Here is a 17,082-nt window from a genome sequence, read left to right on the forward strand (position 1 = left end):
CGAGAAGCGGCGTAAATTTGCGCTACGCAAAATCAAAAAGAACGCGGGCAGGGATACGCGGCACGGCGGATAAATTTGTCGCAGGCGCAAGGCGTGCGTACCCGCCTTGCAAATTTGACTACTCCCGCTCGCCTTGTCGTTTGGTAAAATTCGCTCTCAAATTTAGCTCAAATTTGAGGCTTATAAAATTTGACCGAGCCTTAGCGCGTTTTAGTCGGCGCGACTCTGTAAATTTGACGGCTTCGGGTTTGCGCCTTTAGTAAATTCGGCATTAAATTTAAGGCTCGCAAATTTAGGCGGCTTTTATTTTTCCCCGCGTTGCGCGCCGGAAATGATTAAAATTTGCTTCGTTAAAGCAGTCTTGCTAAAGCGAAGCAAAATCCCTCCAAAAAAGCTCGTTTGCAAAAGCTCAGTAAAACGAGCCTTCAAGGTAAATTTACACATACCCCTGATCTATCATCGCATCGGCTACTTTTCTAAAGCCCGCGATATTTGAGCCAAGTACCAGATTTCCCTCATCGCCAAACTCCTTGCTCGTCTCGTAACTAAGCTCAAAGATGTGATTCATGATGCCGTGCAGTCTATGATCGACCTTTTCAAAGCTCCACGCGGTCATGCCGGCGTTTTGCATCATCTCAAGGCCTGACGTGCCCACGCCGCCCGCGTTTGCCGCCTTTGCCGGAGCGAAGTAGAAATCCTTTTGCGCGAGCATGAAATTTATCGCATCAAGCGTGCTTGGCATGTTCGCGCCCTCGGCCACGAAGCGGCAGCCGTTAGCGTAGAGCGTCTTTATGTCGGCTAGGTGCAGTTCGTTTTGCGTCGCGCACGGAAACGCTCCGTCGCACGGCACGTCCCACACGCCGTTTCTGCCCTCTTTATATTCGCTTACGCTTACGTATTTTGCGTTCGGTCTAAATTTGACGTATTCGCTAAGGCGCGCGCGTTTTACTTCTTTTAGCTCTTTAAGTACGGCTAGATCGATGCCCTCTGCGTCGTAAACGTATCCGTTTGAATCAGAAACCGTTATAGGCAGCGCGCCTACTTGATAGAGCTTTTCTACCGTGTATATGGCGACGTTTCCGCTACCGCTTATGCTGCACTTTTTACCCTCTAGTCCAAGGCCCGCTTTTTGCAGCATATTTTGCGTAAAATAAACTAACCCGTATCCGGTCGCCTCCGTGCGCGCTAGGCTGCCGCCCCAGTTTAGCCCCTTGCCCGTTAGTATGCCGTCAAATCTGCCGGTTAGCTTTTTATACTGCCCAAACATATAGCCGATCTCGCGCGCGCCAACGCCGATGTCGCCTGCGGGCACGTCCACGGTGTTGCCGATGTGGCGGTATAGCTCGCTCATAAACGCTTGACAAAAGCGCATTATCTCGCCCTCGCTCTTACCTTTTGGATCAAAGGTGCTGCCGCCTTTTGCGCCGCCGATATTTACGCCAGTTAGCGAGTTTTTAAAAATTTGTTCAAATCCTAGAAATTTTAGCACGCCAAGATCCACGCTAGGATGGAGCCTTAGACCGCCCTTGTATGGGCCGACGGCTGAGTTAAACTGCACGCGGTAGCCGTTATTTACCTGCGGTCTGCCGTCGTCATCCGTGTATGTGACGCGAAATATCACTGTACGCTCTGGTATCACGATACGTTCTAGGATCGCGTGTTTTTGGTACTTGCTCTCTTTTTTTATAAGCGGCTCGAGGCTGTTTAGCACCTCGGTCGCAGCCTGGACAAAGACGCCTTGACCCGGATTGGTCCTTTTTATCCACTCCATCGTTTTTTCGATGTACTCGCTCATCTTCACTCCTATTCGTCAAATTTTTGTAGTTGAATATTAACTCTCCTAGAAAAAATTTTTATTTAAATTTATTTTTATATTTTTATTTTAGGCGATAAGTGTTACGTATCGAAACTAAATTTATAAAACGTAACTTTTTGATAAATTTGTTATAGTTTTGTTTGGGCTTTTGACGGATATTTTAGTCGGCTTTGGCGGGACTATGTTAAATTTAGGATATTTAAATTTATAGAGGCGCATTTTTGCCGTTTTGGTTTTTGCGCATTTTGGCGAGATCTCGTCAAATTTGAAATTTAGCAGGCAAATTTGCGGCTAATCTCATCAAATTTTACTCGCTTAAATTTTAAATTTACGCCTGCGCGAGCTTAAATTTAAACTCGGATCGCACGCGCTTTTATTATCAATGACTAACTTTACGAGGTATATACAAAGCGGGAGTAAATTTGGGCGGGTTAAAATAGTAAAAAAATCAAATTTTAGCCCAAAGCGGGCTAAAATTTGATTACATATCCTCTTTGATTTCGTCGTTGCTGCGAACTACTAGGCCAGAGCCGTGGATGACGCTAGGGATGCACGCCGTGCAGATATCGACCTCTTCGCCGTTTTTGTGAGCGCGGACGAATACGGCGTTTTCGTTTTCCGTGCTTTTTTGTCCGCAGACGTTGCAAACTACGATATTTTCGGTTCTCATTTGACTTCCTTCGTAAAAAATTCGGGCGTATTTTATTTAGTTTTTCGCCGATTTGAAATGATTTACGTCAAGCGCGAAGTCTCGCGTAAAAAGAAAAAATGCGAAAAATAAATAACGAAAAAAACCTGCAAGAAAAGCCCGAAAATAGGCACCAAACATAGTAGGTAAAAGCATAGCGCGGCGGCTTTAAATTTATATCCGCCGTAGTCCAGCAAGTAAAGCTCGAATTTGTGCCGCGAGAGGGCGTTTGGCGCGACGTCGATGAAAAGTAGCGAATAATAAAAGTAAAAAAATGCCGGGTGCAGGGCGAGGAAATTTAGCGCGGGCACGGCTAAAATCGGCACGCAAATAAGCGCAATCAGGATAAATTTGAGTAAAATTTTGCCCATAAGAGCCGTTTGGCGGGCTAGGCCGACGTTTGCCAGCTGCGCCTCGTCCACGCGGTAGTGCCTGCGGTTTACCTCTCGCGCGATCGTAGGAGTTAAAAAACCGGCGACCGCAAGCGCGCAAAAAATTGAGAGCATGACGACTAGATAGGCGCCGACGGCGTAAAATATCGCGCCGATGAGCCACTTTGTGATGCCTAGGCTAAGGATTTTAGCTACCATCGGATACTCGGCTAGCGCGCCTGCCTCACCAGATACGGCGGCGTTTAGCGCCTCGTATAGCTCGCGGCCGCCCAGCATCGCAATAGCCGCGATAATAAGCGCGGAAAAAACGAGCGGCAGGATAGAGAGCGCGATAAATTTGGCCGTGAAAAGGTCCTTTAGCGAAAGGCGTAAAATATCAGCGAACAACGAATCTCCATTTGTTTAAATTTATAGCCGTCATGCGGCGAAAGGGCATATAGGCTCAGCTTGTGTCAAATTTGACCACTTTAAATTTGGTCGCAAATTTAGCTAAATTTATTCAAATTTGCCCCATTTTTTACTCGGCAAAGCAAACATTGGCGGTCGCCTTGGCAACTACGCGAGAGCTTGCAAGCAGCGCAAATTTTACCGATTAAAGGGCGGCGCTTTAGCTAGCGCAGCCAAACCGTGCTCAAATTTAAATGCCAGCCCGCATAAGCCGCGTCAAGCCAAATCGTAAAAATTTAGCAGGCTCGCGCCGCAAATTTTATTTTACCGCCTTATACTCGGCCTCTAGCGCGGCGTAGATTTCGTCCACGCTTTTTAGTCCGCGAGCGAGGATCTCGTTCATCACGGCGTTATCCTCCTTGCCGTTCCAGACCTTTTTATACGCGCCCTCTTTGTAGCCGTGGTCTTGGCGGAAGCGATTTAGGACGTTTTTACCGACGTAGCACTCGTAAAGCGAGCTTAAATTTACTCCGCATTTTAGGCTCATCGAGAAGTAAATTTTAAGCAGGTCAAAGAGCGAATACTCAAAGCCCGAGCACTTATTTATGAGCATTTCGACGTCGTTTATGATCTCGTAGATGTTCTCTTCGGCGACGTTAAACGGCTCGCGGCAAAACGCCTCAAAGCCGCTGCTAGCGCAGATGTCGCTTGAGAGCTTTGCAATATCGCCAAGGTTATTTAGCTTGTACTGCTCGAGCATCAAACTCATCAAAAAGTGCCAGATATCCACGACCTCAACGCGCAGATTGTCTTCATTAGTCGGCGCGTTTATGCTCTTCCAGTGTTTCCAGGCAAAGCTGTCTATGAGCTCGGCGCACTCCATATATATGCAGCGTTTCCAGCTGATGAGTTTGCCGTTTTTGTTTATACCGTTTTCCCAGCCGATGCCGTTTGTATCGTCGTTTAGGCTCTGCTGGAGATTTAGCATTTGGGTGATTTTTTCATTCGCGTTCATAAATTTTCCTATTTTTAAAATTTATGAATTATAGCGAAATTTTTAAACCGCGAACTAAACGTAAAATTTAAAGCTATCCAGCTGAGAAATGAGCTCGTCAAAGAGCTTTTTGGAGTTTTGCAGCAGTCTATCGCCCGCTTTATTTTGCTCCATCAGCCTATCAAAAAGCTTTAGTGTGCCGTCCGCGATAAAATTTTTATGATTTGCGTCTTTTACCTCGGGAAGCTCTTTGCGAAGCGAGTTTGCGAGATTTGTAACGCGCGAAAATATAGGATCTTCGCCCTCTTTGACGTTTTTCATAAATTTATCTATGCTAGGCGCTATCTTTTCTAGAGCGGCTGCCAGCTCCTCTTTATCGCGAGCGTCCAGCCCGTCGCCTTTATAGGAGAAACTATAGCCGTACTCGTGCGTGAGGGTGAGCGCGGATGCCGATGCGCCAGCTGTTTTGGCGCTAGCGTAGTCTATGGTTTTGTTGTCGTACATTTTTAGATTTATCTCGTCGCCGCTGCTGGTTTTAAAGCTAAAATCAAAGCTGTTTAGGCTCGCGCTTTGGTAGTTTTGTAGTTTCATGATTTTTGCCGTCCTTTTGGCTTTATATCGGCTAAATTTCTTTTTTCTTAATACCCCTTGCGCTAAAATCACTCAAAAAAGGATGAAAATGTGCTGTTTTGCCGCGCGCGTATTTTTGCTCATTAGCGCGACCGTTTTGAGCTTTATTTTGCATGGATTTTTCCCGCAAATTCCCGTCGTCGCGTTTTATTTTTTGCTGGCAAATTTGATCTCGCTTACGATATTTTCGCTATTTTTTGCGGACAAGCTGCCAAGCTTCGTTAAGCCCGCGGCGGTGCACTATTTTAGCTTTATCGGCGGCTTTGCGGTGGGGCTTGTGACGGCTTTGCTTAGGCGCGAAAAAGCGGGGGCTAAATTTGTCAGAACCGAGCTTTTTATCTTTGCTTTTTGGCTGATTTTAGCTTGCTTTATTGCGCTAAATTTTAGCTGGCTGTCGGCAAATTTGACTCAAATTTTTAGCGCTTAAGGCGGATGAAATGGATGAGAAAATTTTAAAATTTATCCGCAAAATGCACCTGCTTAGCCTTGCGGTTTTAGATGACGGCAAGCCATACTGCGCAAGCTGCTTTTACGCCTTTGACGAGGCAAATTTGTCTTTTATTGTGGCGGGCGGCGAGGAGAGCGCTCACGTGAAGGCGTTTTTGGCAGAGCCGGGCGTTGCCGGTACGGTTGCGCTTGATACCAAAATAGTCGGCAAGATAGAGGGCGTGCAGTTTCGCGCTCTAGCCGCTCCCGCGACCGCGCAGCAAAGCAAAATTTACTTCGCTCGCTTTCCTTACTCTTTGGCGATGAATCCGAGCCTTTATAGTTTGAGTCTAGGCTGGGTTAAATTTACGCATAATGCGCTGGGGTTTGGGGGGAAAATAATCTGGCAAAGAGATTGATTTTCTTTTAGCGGCTTGTCTCGCGAGCGCTTTTCCGAGATTTCGCAAAATTTTCGCTCCGCAGGCTACATGCCTAGCGCACGCTCAATTTTGCTTCAAAACTCGAAAAATCATCTCGCGATACTTCGCCTTTATTGCTTTACTTCCAAATTTACAGTCAAATTTGTAAATTTCAGCTTCAAATTTGAATATAAAGAGTCAAGGGGAAGTATTTTTGTCATAGACGAGGCGGATGAGCAAGGGCAAAGGAGCGTATATGTAATACGTGACTGCAGCCCGCAGCGAGATCCAACGAAGTATATGGCAAAAAGACAAGCCGCCAAAATTGCTTAATTAAAGATATCTAGTTTTTTATCGTATTCTTTTGTTACTACTCCAAAAAACCCAAGCAACGAACTAAAAACATTATCGTGCGAGACGGCGTCGTCTTTTTGCGCGCGCAGGCGAGCTAGCGTCGCTTCATCGTTCGTGTACGCCATCATCGGGATGCGCTTTTGCGTTTCGGGCGCGATGGCGTAGGGCATGCCGTGCAGGTAGATGCCGTTTTCGCCTAGGCTTTCGCCGTGATCGGAGAAGTACCAAACTGCGCTTTTATCGCCGCCCGCATCCTTGACCGCCTTTATCACCTCGTCAATAAAAAAATCCGTAAAAAGCAGCGTGTTGTCGTAGGTATTTACGATGCTATCGCTATCGCAGGAGCTAAGCTCGCTCGTGTCGCAAGTCGGAGTAAATTTGCGAAATTCGCTCGGATAGCGGGCGTGATATGCAGGGCCGTGCGAGCCTTGCAGGTGTAGGACGATGATCTCGTTTTGCGCGAGATTTTCGAGGCGTTTTTTGAGGGAGGGCAGCATATTCGTATCATATCCGGCGTCAAAATACTCGACGTCGCCGGCGTCCAAGCGGCCGCAAACGCCCTTACATTTGCCCGAGTTGTTGCCTAGCCACACGACCTTGACGCCGACGCGTTTTAAGATATCAAGCGCGTTTTCGCTAAACTCTTTACTGCTGTATTCGCTCCTTGTCGATTTTGAAAACAAGCACGGCAGCGAGACCGCCGTCGCCGTTCCGCACGAGCGAGCGTCGCTGAAATAGACCAAATTTGGCTCGTTTTTCGTGTAAAAATTCGTATCGTTTTTGGCGTAGCCGCCGAGCGAGTAGTTTTTCGCGCGCGCCGTTTCGCCGACGATTAGCACCATCAGTCGCCGCTTGTCGCTTGGCCTCATCGTAGCGTCCGTGCCGATTTGTTTAAATTCGGGCTTGAAAAACTCGAGTTTTATATATTTTTGAGCCGAATATATCGGATAAAACGGCAGGTTGTAGGCTCTGATGAAGCTGTTTTCTCGAAAAAACGGGATAATGGACTTAGTCTGCGAAAAAAATAGCCCCGCCGCTAGCGCAAAAAAACCTATAAACGTTAAAAATTTGATCTTTATATGCCGTTTGGCTCCGCCGTACTCGATCCTGGTAAACGCGACCAAAAGGCAGGGCAAAACGCCCAGAAATAGCATATAGCAAACGAGTTTTGGATTTAAAAAGCTTAACGCTTCGCCCGCGTCCGTTTGCGCGACGTTTCTTATCATTTCGCTATCGATTATGATACCATAGCTTTGCATGAAGTAGCTGCTGCCGCACGTGATCGCAATCGCAGCGATACTAACGAGCTTAGCTAAATACGGTAAAAAAACGAGCGAAAATAGCGCGCAAAGTAGCGAAAAATAGATGATCGGCAGACTCGCGGCCATCAGCGCGTCCGCGTCAAAACTAAGCTTTGAATAGGCGAATTTAAATAATCCGAAATTTAGCGCGGCGATAAAAACGGCGTTTAAAAGCGTAAATTTAAACCAAGAAATACGTAGCTTCATAGCTTTCCTAATATTGATAATAAGAGTGGAACTTTATCCAAAAAAAGCTTAAAGTTTTAGTCGTTCGGCGTAAAATTCGAGTTTCCAGGTTTAGCTTTCGGGCGCAAATTTGATAGTCGCTCGGCTGTCAAATTTACTCGCCAAAGGCAAGCGTAAAAATCGTCCATGCCCAAGTTATCACAGCCGTACCGATAGAAAGACAAACGGCGGCTGAGGCGCAGTCTTTGGCGATTTTAGCCATCGGATGAAAGCTCGGCGAGACAAGGTCCACTACCGCTTCGATTGCGGTATTTAGGCACTCGCAGACTAAAACGAGTCCGAAAACGGCGATCAGTAGGGCGTGCTGTGCGACGGAAACAGGTAAAAACAGCGAAACTAGCGCGAGCGGAACGATTATGCAAAGCTCAAAGCGAAACGCCGCCTCGTTTTTTAGCATCGCGGCAAGCCCCTCGAATGCAAATTTGGAGTTTTTGAAAAAGTTGTATTTTGGTTTCATATTTTGCCTTTAAATTTGCGCAATGATAGCGTAAATTTGCTTTATAAGGCGCTTTTGCGGACGGCAAGGTTATTTAAGTGTAGCCAAATTTACCGCTCAAATTTGATAAAACTCGGTCTGTGCAAATTTACCCATCAGAAATCTTTGAAGTCCTATAAAGCAGCGCAAACGCCGCCGCACCGATAACCGCAAAGCTCGCAACCATCGGCAGTAGCGTGCCATCAAACAGTTGCCCTGTCGCGACCCCGATAGGAAGCGAGATAAGGGTCGAAGCCGAGCCGATCAGCGCGGCCGCCATGCCCGCGATCTTACCCATCGGTTCCATCGCCATCGCGTTTAGGTTGCCAAAAAGTATGCTCACGCAAAAAAAGCTACTCATGCAAAACGCCATAAAAGCCCACAGCGGCGGCACTCCGTCAAACGCGATGACGACCGGCAAAAACGCGACCGCGATAACGCAAAACGTCCCCATAGCGCGCATGCTGAGGTAGCGCATGCCGTAGATCATCACGAGCTTTGCGTTTACCATCGACGCGGCGCCTAGAGCTAGGGCATTTATCGCAAAGTAGATAGGAAACTCCTCACCCAGCTTGTAACTCACTTCAAAAATCTGCTGAGCGGTGCTGATATAGCTCAAAAACATACCGAAAATCAGCCCCAAAACGATGGTGTAGCCTGCGGTGCGCCTATTTTTCACGACCTGCGCGGCTTCGCGTTTTATCAAATTTAGGCTAAATTTATTGCGATTTTGCGCGGGTAGAGTCTCGCTCTGGCGCAGTCCAAACCACGCTAGGCACGCAAGCCCCATGAAAGTAAGCATCAAAAATATGCTGCGCCAATTATAAATTTTAAAGATAAAGCCGCCGATGATCGGGGCGAGTGCCGGTACAATGATAAAAACGGCTGCGATAAAGCTCATCACGCGAGCCATCGCGCGTCCTTCGTAAAGATCGCGTATGAGCGCCATCGCGATGATCCTAGGGCCCGCAGCGCCTAGTCCCTGGAAAAATCTGCTCGCTAAAAGCGCGGTAAAATCGCTCGTAACGACCGAAATAAAGGAGCTTGCCGTAAATATCGCAAGCGCTAGCAGCACGGCGTTTCGTCGCCCGATAAAGTCGCTAAGCGGCCCGTAAAATATCTGTCCTACGGCAAAGCCCGCAAACATCGAGGAGATGACGAGTTGGGTTTGATTTATCTGCGTCACGCCAAGATCTAGACCTATCTGCATGAGCGCAGGCAGCATCGCGTCGGTGCTCATAGCTCCAAGCGATGTTAGAAGCGCCATAAGCGCGATAAATTCTACGAAAGGTAATGTTTTGGGGATAAATTTCATATTATTTTCCGCGGTTTTAAATTTAAATGATTGTATAAAAAAACTGCTTAAATTTAAAAAACGGGGATTTTGTGATATTTACGTGATATTTCTTTTATTTGCTTAAATAAAAGCGCGCAAAATACGAAAAGCAAATTTGCCGAATGCTTTAAATTTGACTTTTTGGTCGGTTTGCATCGCTAATAAGAGCAAATTTATCTGATTTAATATCGGCAAAATCGTATTTATATAAATTTACGAATTTTAGCCGAAAATATCAAAATCGCGGCATAATATACGATTAGGCATTTGGTATGCGATTGAAATTTGATTTCAAAATTTATGCCTAGATGATAAAATATTTCTAAATTTTTAGTTTATAAACGGTGTAATATTAATATTTTTTTAAAAAGAAAGTATTATAATTCCGTCTCAGAAAGACACAAGATTAAGGCGTCTTTATCTGCATGATAAAGGCTTGTAATAATAAACTCGAATTTCGGCGAAATTTGAGTTTAAACAAAGGATACCAAATGAACGAAAATTTATCCAGAAGAAGGTTTTTGCAAGGAGCCTGTATCGGCGTCGGAGCTTTGACGCTTAGCGGCTGCGACGACAAAAAGCCTGATAAAAAAGCTTCTAAAAAAGAGGCTTTTAGCGGTAAGGCTAACGGGTTTCCTTCTTGCGATATTCTCATCATCGGCTCGGGCGGCGCCGGACTGCGCGCAGCGGTTGCCGCTAGAAAAGCCGCCCCGGAACTTAGCGTCATCGTAGCTACTAAAATGATGCCCTCAAGAAACGCCACCTGTATGGCCGAGGGCGGTATAAACGGCGTGACTAATTTTTCTGACGGCGACTCGTATAAGCTGCATGCCTACGACACGGTTAAAGGCGGCGCATATCTAGTAGATCAGGACGCTGCGATCAAATTTTGTGAGCTAGCGGGTAAAGCGATAGCCGAGATGGACTATATCGGCACGCTATTTTCCAGAAATCCAAGCGGCGGCGTAGATGCTAAAAAAGGCGACATACCGGGCGGCGTAGCGCAAAGGATGATGGGCGGCGCCTCAAAGCGCAGATGTAATTATTCGGCGGATAAAACCGGTCACATAGTTATGCATGCCTGCTTTGATGAAGCGGTTAGCAACGACGTTAAATTTCTAATGGACTACGAGTTGCTAGATATCGGCGTAGAGGACGGCAAATGCGAGGGCGTAGTGCTACGCAATCTCCAAACCGGAGATATCACTCCCGTGCTTTGCAAGGCTCTCGTGGTGGCTACGGGCGGATATACGAGGATATTTTACAACAGAACCTCGGTGCCATATATCGCCACTGGCGACGGCGTAGCGGCTGCGGTGCGAGCGGGACTTGGGTTTGAAGACCCTGAGATGATACAGTTTCACCCGACCGGCGTGGCAAACGGCGGTACTCTCATCACGGAGGCGGCTCGCGGCGAGGGCGGATATCTGCTAAACAACAAGGGCGAGAGATTTATGAAAAACTACCACGAGAAGATGGAGCTAGCTCCTCGCGATGTCGTGGCTCGCGCTATCGAGACCGAGATCCGCGAGGGGCGCGGCTACGGCGAGGGGCTGGGCTCATACGTACTCATCGACGTTAGGCATCTAGGCAAAGAAACCATAATGAAAAAACTGCCTAAAATCAGACACACCGCGCTGCTTTTTGAAAATTTAGACCTAGTAGAGCATCCTGTTCCGATCAGGCCTACCGCGCACTACTCGATGGGCGGCATAGAGGTGGATAAATTTGACGATATGAGTACGAAGATACCCGGCCTTTACGTGGGCGGCGAGGCGTCGTGCGTCTCTATCCACGGAGCTAATCGTCTCGGAGGAAATTCGCTCTCTGATGCGGTGGTAACGGGTCAGCTAGCCGGTAATGGAGCTAGCGCGTATGCCAAAACGGCTAGTTTCGGTAGCGGCAAAAACACCGAAGAGCTGGCTAAAAAATGGCGCGAGAAATTTAAAAAGGTCGCAAACGGCAAAGGCGAAGCAAACGAAATGTACCTCCTGCGCGAGGAGCTAGGTAAACAAAACTGGGACAATATGGGTATCTTTAGAACCCAAGACAAGCTAGACGCCCTAGAAAAAGCGCTAGAGGATATACAGGCTCGCTACGATAAGCTAAGCGTACCAAACGCAAATCCGGTTATGAATACGGCGTTTACCGACTACGTGGAGCTGGGAAATTTGATCCTGCTATCTCGCTGCGCCTGTTTGGCCGCGCGCAAAAGACTGGAGAGTAGAGGCGCTCACACCAGGGAGGATTACCCTAAACGAGACGACGTAAATTTCTTAAAACATAGCATCGTGACGCTAAACGACGGCAAGCTAGAGCTTGGTTATAAAAACGTCGTAGTCACGGAATTCTCGCTTGACGGAAGGAAACCGCAATGAAAATAATTATCGACAGATACGACGGTACGCAACACTACAAACAAGCCTACGTCGTGGATAAAAAGGATATAGAGGGCAAGACTTTGCTATCGCTTTTGCTATTTATCAAGCAAAATTTGGACGCGACGCTAAATTTCACCGCATCTTGCCGATCGGCTATCTGCGGCGCTTGCGGCGTGAGAGTAAACGGACACTCGGTGCTAGCTTGCGACGAAAAAATGGAAGAGTTGCTAGCGACATACGATAATCCCGAGGTCATAACGATCTCCCCGCTAGCAAATTTTAGAGTGATCTCCGATCTCGTCGTAGACTGGGAGCCTTCTATCGAAAATTTAAGAAAAATCCGCCCGACCTTTATCCCTAAGGATGAGTTTTCTGCCGAAAAAGGCTGTAAACAAACGCAGGCCGAGTACGACAAAATCCAAAAGCAGTGGGACTGCATCCTATGCGGATGCTGCGCGTCGGAGTGTAGCAAACTAACTGCCGATAGCAGCGACTATATGGAGCCTTTCGTTTTCACTCACGCGCACAGAGCGACGTTTGACTCTAGGGGTAAAGACCCGATGCTGCATGCCAAGGCCGCGGTTTTAGGCGGTCTGTGGAACTGCGTGCACTGCCAAGAGTGCGCCGACCGCTGCCCTAAAGGTATCAGCGCAGCCGACGATATAGCCGCGCTTAGAGTCTTTACGCAAAAACAAGGCATAAATACCGGCGAAGGCCCGGATCACGCTAACGCCTTCCTTACCGACCTAGTCGAGGGCTCGGGCAGGCTAAATGAAATTTTACTCGCCCTTAGAAGCGAAGGCGCCATGGCCGTAAGTAAAACCGATATAGCGCTAAAACTGATGGGTGCGGGCAAGATGAATCCTTTGCATATATTCGGCGAAGAGGACATCGAGGGCCATAAAGAGTTGGTAGAAATGATAAAAGCCGCGCGCGCCGCCGCGGATAAGGAGTAAAAGATGAGCGCACAAAACGAATTTGCTTTTTCCCGGGATGCGTCCTAAGTCAAGCGGCAAAAGAATCTAAAATCTCGCTGGAAGCCATCGCACCGATACTGGGCATCAAACTACACGAGATCAAAGGCTGGAGCTGCTGCGGCGCCACGCAAGCTCAAGACGTCGATCCTATCGCTACTCTGGTAGCTAACGCTAGAAATTTGGCTCTGGCTGAAGGCATGAATATGCCCGTGCTAACTACGTGCAGCACTTGCTTCCTTACGCTAACGAGAGCCAAAACGGCGCTTGACCGCGGTCAAAAAGATAGGATAAATACCTTCCTAGCTAAGGGCAACATGCAGTATCAAGGCACCACGGAGGTTACTAGTCTGCTTTGGGTGCTTTATCAAAACGTAGAAACTCTAAGGGCTAAGGTCGTTAAGCCGCTTTCAAATTTAAAGGTCGCGCTATTTTACGGTTGTCATAGCTTGCGTCCCGAAAAAGCCATCGGAAACCGCGAAAGCTCGGTAAATCCAAAAAGCTTTGAAACCGTCGTAGAGGCTCTTGGCGCTAAAATAGTACCGTTTGAAAAAAGACTTGACTGCTGCGGTTTTCACGCGAGCTATCCGGCCGTAAAATCGGTGCAAAAAATGTCCAGCCAAATAGTAAATAACGCAGACGAAAACGACGCGGACTGCATCGTTACGCCGTGCCCGCTCTGCCAAATGCAGCTTGATATCTATCAGGAGCGTTATCAAGACGCGCAAAACTCTGGCGCTAGAGTGCCTATCATCCACCTCTCGCAGCTAGTGGGCCTCGCGCTAGGACTTAGCAAAGAACAACTTGGCTTTGAGCACAATATCGTAAACACTAATAGCGTCAAAGTAGGCTAAATTTGATGATTTTGGCGAGTAAAGCGGCCTTTGGTCCGTATTTTGCTCGCCTTAAACTACTTAAATTTGACGAGACGATATCTTTCCTAACTTTTAATTCGTAAAATTTACTTCAATTTTGTTAGCTAAGGCGAAGTGCGTTTTTACGTTACTGGCTACTTAAATTTGCTTGCCTTGGAGTAGCAAAATTTGCACTTATTTAAAAACGAAGCATGGACCCAAATTTGAGATTAAATTTAGCTCTATATTTAAAATTAAATATATGTTGTGTATTTGATCAATGCATTTTTGTGATGTAAAAAGAAGATGGTGGTTGGAGGCAGAATCGAACTACTAAGTATTTCTTAAGATTTATTTTGATCTATAAAGCCGTAAAATACGCTACTCTAAGTTTTATATAAGTTTATTATAATTGCTAAAAATGTCTAAATAGATGGCACCCAATATGGCACCCATTTAAAAATTAAAGATCTGCGTGTTTTATTTCTACATGCAGATTTTAAATCTGTATGTTTATCTTTTTGGATTAATATATTTTAAGTTATATATTGTTTGTTTTTATAAATTTATGACAATTAAAATAAAGGTTGTATCTAGTAGCGTGGTAATAGTGTAAACTTTAAGGTGCCGACTTGTGTTCTGCAACAACTTGATATTAATCATAAAGCAAAACAAGATCGGCTGGATAGCAAATGTAGGAATTTGCGCAACGAATTTGATGCCGATATCTCAATGATCAAAAAGATAGTATAAGTCAAAAGGGTTTAGATTGCCATTGTGGATATAGTATTGGATGTAAATGTATATAGTCATTTACAATAATACACGCTTTTATTTAAAAAACAATCTTGCCTGTATCTTATTACATACATTTTTATGATATAATTGTATTGTATTACATAATAAAGGGATAAACTATGCTAGATCAACTTTTCTTAAAGAGCAACGACCTTATAAGGTTAAACAATCATAAATTTAAAAGATATTTTATAGACTCCAAGGATTTATCTCATAGACTTATCGTTATCCTGGGACAAAGAGGAATAGGTAAAACAACTACATTGGCTCAGCTAGCTAGTAAGAATAAAGATAGTCTTTACCTAAGCCTAGATGACATAGAGATATCAAATGATATAACCTCGATCATAAGAGAGTTTGTGTTAAATGGCGGAAAACATCTATATCTAGATGAAATTCATAAGAGTAAAGATATATCTGCTGTATTAAAATTTGCCTATGATAACTTTAAAGAGTTAAATATAGTAGCTACTGGTTCATCTGCTCTTGAAGTGCTAAAAAGCTCTCATGATCTAAGCAGAAGAGCGATAGTATATAAGATGAGTGGAATGAGTTTTAGGGAGTATCTAGGGCTAAGTTATGGTATAAATTTAGAAGCAGTTGAGCTTACAAATTTACTTGCAAACCATCAGGAAATAGCTGTTAATATCAATAACGTCTTAAAGCAAAAAGATCTAGCAGTTATTAAACTTTTTAGAGAGTATCTAAAGGTGGGTTACTACCCATACTATAACGATATGCCAAATGATACTGTCTTTTATCAGACTCTAAGACAAAGTATAGAAGCCATGATAGATAGCGATCTTTTAAGTATATATCCAAATTTAAACGGCAACACAGCAAGAAAGCTAAAGATCTTAACTCATGCCATAAGCACAAACGTCCCATACCAGCCAAACTACTCAAACCTAAAATCGCTTGTTGATATAAGAGATGATAGGACGCTAAAAGAGTATCTTGCTATGCTTGATAGTGCTGGGCTTATAAGGCTTTTAATGAAAAACGAGCTAGCTATAAAAAATATGGATAAGGCAGATAAAATTTACCTTGAAAATACAAATTTAATGTATATAAACAGCCCTGATATAGGAAATGTGAGAGAGACGTTTTTTGCCAATCAGCTTGGAAATATCACTGAAATTTACTCGGGCAAAGCCGGAGATTTTATAGTAGGCGAATTTGTCTTTGAAATAGGCGGAGCAAAAAAGAGCTTTGAGCAGATTAAGGATATGCCAAATTCATTTATAGCGGCAGATGATATTGAAGTAGGGGTTGGAAATAAAATTCCACTTTGGCTGTTTGGGTTTTTGTATTAATTCTAAATTTAAAAGAAACAACCTTGCAAATTTATATAAATTATAGTATTATATACCTAAATATTTAAGGATAAGATACTATGTACATCAAACGAGCCATAAGCGACGAAATAAAAGAGTATATGAAAAGCTTTCTAGTGCTTTTGATAAGCGGGGCTAGACAAGTCGGTAAATCAACCCTTGCTTTAAATTTAGATATACCAAATTACGTAACGCTTGACGACATAAACATATATGAATCCGCAAGAAACGATCCCAAAGGCTTTATAGAGCATTGCGATAAGCCCATAATAATAGATGAGATACAAAGAGTACCGATACTACTTGTTGCCATTAAGGAATTTGTAGATAAAAACAGAACAAACGGTCAGTTTATATTAACCGGCTCTGCAAATTTAAAGGGCTTTAATGATATCTCAGACTCTCTTGCCGGCAGGATAGGCATAGTAGAGCTTTACCCGCTTTCTCAAAAAGAGTTAAGCCAAAGTGATGAAAATTTGATAGATATTTTAAGTGGCGATATAAGCCATCTTTCGCTAAAGAAGTATGATAATGAGGGCTTATCTGAAAAGATTATAAATGGTGGTTATCCGGAGATCACAAAGATAAGCTCTGAAAAATCAAAATATCTCTGGTTTAGCTCATATATAAGAACATATATAGAATCAGACGCCAAAGAGATAGGCAACATCAGAAATATGGATAAATTTATCACTATGTACCGCCTATGTATGCTAAGAAGTGGCAACATCTTTAACAAAAATGAGCTATGCCTAGAGTCTGGGCTTGATAATAAGACCTTTGATAGCTATTTTAGTGTGCTTGAACATACCTATCAGATCCAAAAGCTTCAGCCGTATTTTAACAACGCTCTAAAAAGACTTATAAAAACTCCTAAAATTTTTGCAACTGACACCGGAGTGCTATCGCATCTTCTTCAAATTTCTTCAGCGCAAGATCTTGCAAATTCTCCTTATAAAGGTGCCATATATGAGACATTTGTATTTGATGAGCTACTAAAGGCAAATACAAGTAGCAAAAAAAGAGCAAACATATACTACTACAGAACTAGTGACCAAAAAGAGATAGACTTTATCCTTGAGATATCAGGTAAGCTCATAGCCATAGAGGTCAAATCCTCAAAAACTATCAGCAAAGATGACTTTAAACACATCTACCACTTAAAAGAAAATTTGCAAAATAAATTTGACAAAGGCGTAGTCCTTTATGCTGGAGATACAGCTGTAAAGCTAGATGAAGATATGTTTGCCTTGCCGTTTGGATTTATGGGGTGA

The 17,082-nt window shown here is 44.5% G+C and carries 15 protein-coding genes; 7 read left to right on the top strand and 8 right to left on the bottom strand.

Going from position 1 to position 17,082, the window contains the following annotated elements:
* Positions 1-436 precede the first annotated feature (436 nt).
* The 5 genes from gdhA to E4V70_RS07920 form a co-directional block, all read right to left on the bottom strand.
* Complete coding sequence (gene gdhA / locus E4V70_RS07900; protein ID WP_122862578.1) at positions 437-1,795, bottom strand: NADP-specific glutamate dehydrogenase; 1,359 nt, start codon at positions 1,793-1,795, stop codon at positions 437-439.
* Between the two features lie 502 nt (positions 1,796-2,297).
* Positions 2,298-2,486 (bottom strand): hypothetical protein, encoded by a 189-nt coding sequence (locus tag E4V70_RS07905; protein ID WP_122862579.1) that lies wholly within the window; start codon positions 2,484-2,486, stop codon positions 2,298-2,300.
* A gap of 62 nt (positions 2,487-2,548) precedes the next feature.
* Positions 2,549-3,283 carry an EI24 domain-containing protein gene (locus tag E4V70_RS07910; RefSeq protein ID WP_122862580.1) on the bottom strand — a complete coding sequence of 245 codons (735 nt, stop codon included), beginning with the start codon at positions 3,281-3,283 and terminating at the stop codon, positions 2,549-2,551.
* A 319-nt stretch (positions 3,284-3,602) separates the two neighbouring features.
* The gene (dut, locus tag E4V70_RS07915; protein WP_122862581.1) at positions 3,603-4,298 is read right to left on the bottom strand and encodes a dUTPase; all 696 of its coding nucleotides are present in this window, start codon (positions 4,296-4,298) and stop codon (positions 3,603-3,605) included.
* A gap of 54 nt (positions 4,299-4,352) precedes the next feature.
* A complete protein-coding gene (locus tag E4V70_RS07920; RefSeq protein WP_122862582.1) occupies positions 4,353-4,868 on the bottom strand; it encodes an ATP/GTP-binding protein in 516 nt (171 codons plus the stop codon).
* Between the two features lie 88 nt (positions 4,869-4,956).
* On the opposite strand from E4V70_RS07920, the gene E4V70_RS07925 reads away from it, so the two are divergent.
* Together E4V70_RS07925 and E4V70_RS07930 are read left to right on the top strand one after the other, a co-directional pair.
* Positions 4,957-5,334 carry a hypothetical protein gene (locus E4V70_RS07925; RefSeq protein WP_122863140.1) on the top strand — a complete coding sequence of 126 codons (378 nt, stop codon included), beginning with the start codon at positions 4,957-4,959 and terminating at the stop codon, positions 5,332-5,334.
* A gap of 10 nt (positions 5,335-5,344) precedes the next feature.
* Positions 5,345-5,752, top strand: a complete 408-nt coding sequence (locus E4V70_RS07930; RefSeq protein ID WP_122862583.1) for a pyridoxamine 5'-phosphate oxidase family protein — start codon at positions 5,345-5,347, stop codon at positions 5,750-5,752.
* A gap of 329 nt (positions 5,753-6,081) precedes the next feature.
* Here the strand turns inward: E4V70_RS07930 and E4V70_RS07935 are convergent, their stop codons facing one another.
* The 3 genes from E4V70_RS07935 to E4V70_RS07945 form a co-directional block, all read right to left on the bottom strand.
* Positions 6,082-7,614: a phosphoethanolamine transferase gene (locus tag E4V70_RS07935; protein WP_122862584.1), complete on the bottom strand. Its 1,533-nt coding sequence runs from the start codon at positions 7,612-7,614 to the stop codon at positions 6,082-6,084.
* Positions 7,615-7,747: 133 nt separating this feature from the next.
* Positions 7,748-8,110, bottom strand: coding sequence for a diacylglycerol kinase (locus E4V70_RS07940; RefSeq protein ID WP_122862585.1), 363 nt, complete (start codon positions 8,108-8,110; stop codon positions 7,748-7,750).
* Positions 8,111-8,237: 127 nt separating this feature from the next.
* Positions 8,238-9,443 carry a multidrug effflux MFS transporter gene (locus E4V70_RS07945; protein WP_122862586.1) on the bottom strand — a complete coding sequence of 402 codons (1,206 nt, stop codon included), beginning with the start codon at positions 9,441-9,443 and terminating at the stop codon, positions 8,238-8,240.
* 512 nt (positions 9,444-9,955) lie between these two features.
* On the opposite strand from E4V70_RS07945, the gene sdhA reads away from it, so the two are divergent.
* The 5 genes from sdhA (at position 9,956) to E4V70_RS07970 (ending at position 17,082) form a co-directional block, all read left to right on the top strand.
* The gene (gene sdhA, locus E4V70_RS07950; protein ID WP_122862587.1) at positions 9,956-11,842 is read left to right on the top strand and encodes an 8-methylmenaquinol:fumarate reductase flavoprotein subunit; all 1,887 of its coding nucleotides are present in this window, start codon (positions 9,956-9,958) and stop codon (positions 11,840-11,842) included.
* Positions 11,839-12,801, top strand: coding sequence for an 8-methylmenaquinol:fumarate reductase iron-sulfur subunit (gene sdhB / locus E4V70_RS07955; RefSeq protein ID WP_122862588.1), 963 nt, complete (start codon positions 11,839-11,841; stop codon positions 12,799-12,801). Before sdhA ends, sdhB begins: the two co-directional genes overlap by 4 nt.
* Positions 12,802-12,821: 20 nt before the next feature.
* A complete protein-coding gene (gene sdhE / locus E4V70_RS07960; RefSeq protein ID WP_122862589.1) occupies positions 12,822-13,673 on the top strand; it encodes an 8-methylmenaquinol:fumarate reductase membrane anchor subunit in 852 nt (283 codons plus the stop codon).
* A gap of 917 nt (positions 13,674-14,590) precedes the next feature.
* The gene (locus E4V70_RS07965) at positions 14,591-15,787 is read left to right on the top strand and encodes an ATP-binding protein (RefSeq protein WP_122862590.1); all 1,197 of its coding nucleotides are present in this window, start codon (positions 14,591-14,593) and stop codon (positions 15,785-15,787) included.
* Between the two features lie 80 nt (positions 15,788-15,867).
* Positions 15,868-17,082, top strand: coding sequence for an ATP-binding protein (locus tag E4V70_RS07970; RefSeq protein ID WP_122862591.1), 1,215 nt, complete (start codon positions 15,868-15,870; stop codon positions 17,080-17,082).

The sequence above is a fragment of the Campylobacter showae genome (genome assembly GCF_900699785.1).
In the GTDB taxonomy this organism is placed as follows: domain Bacteria; phylum Campylobacterota; class Campylobacteria; order Campylobacterales; family Campylobacteraceae; genus Campylobacter_A; species Campylobacter_A showae_D.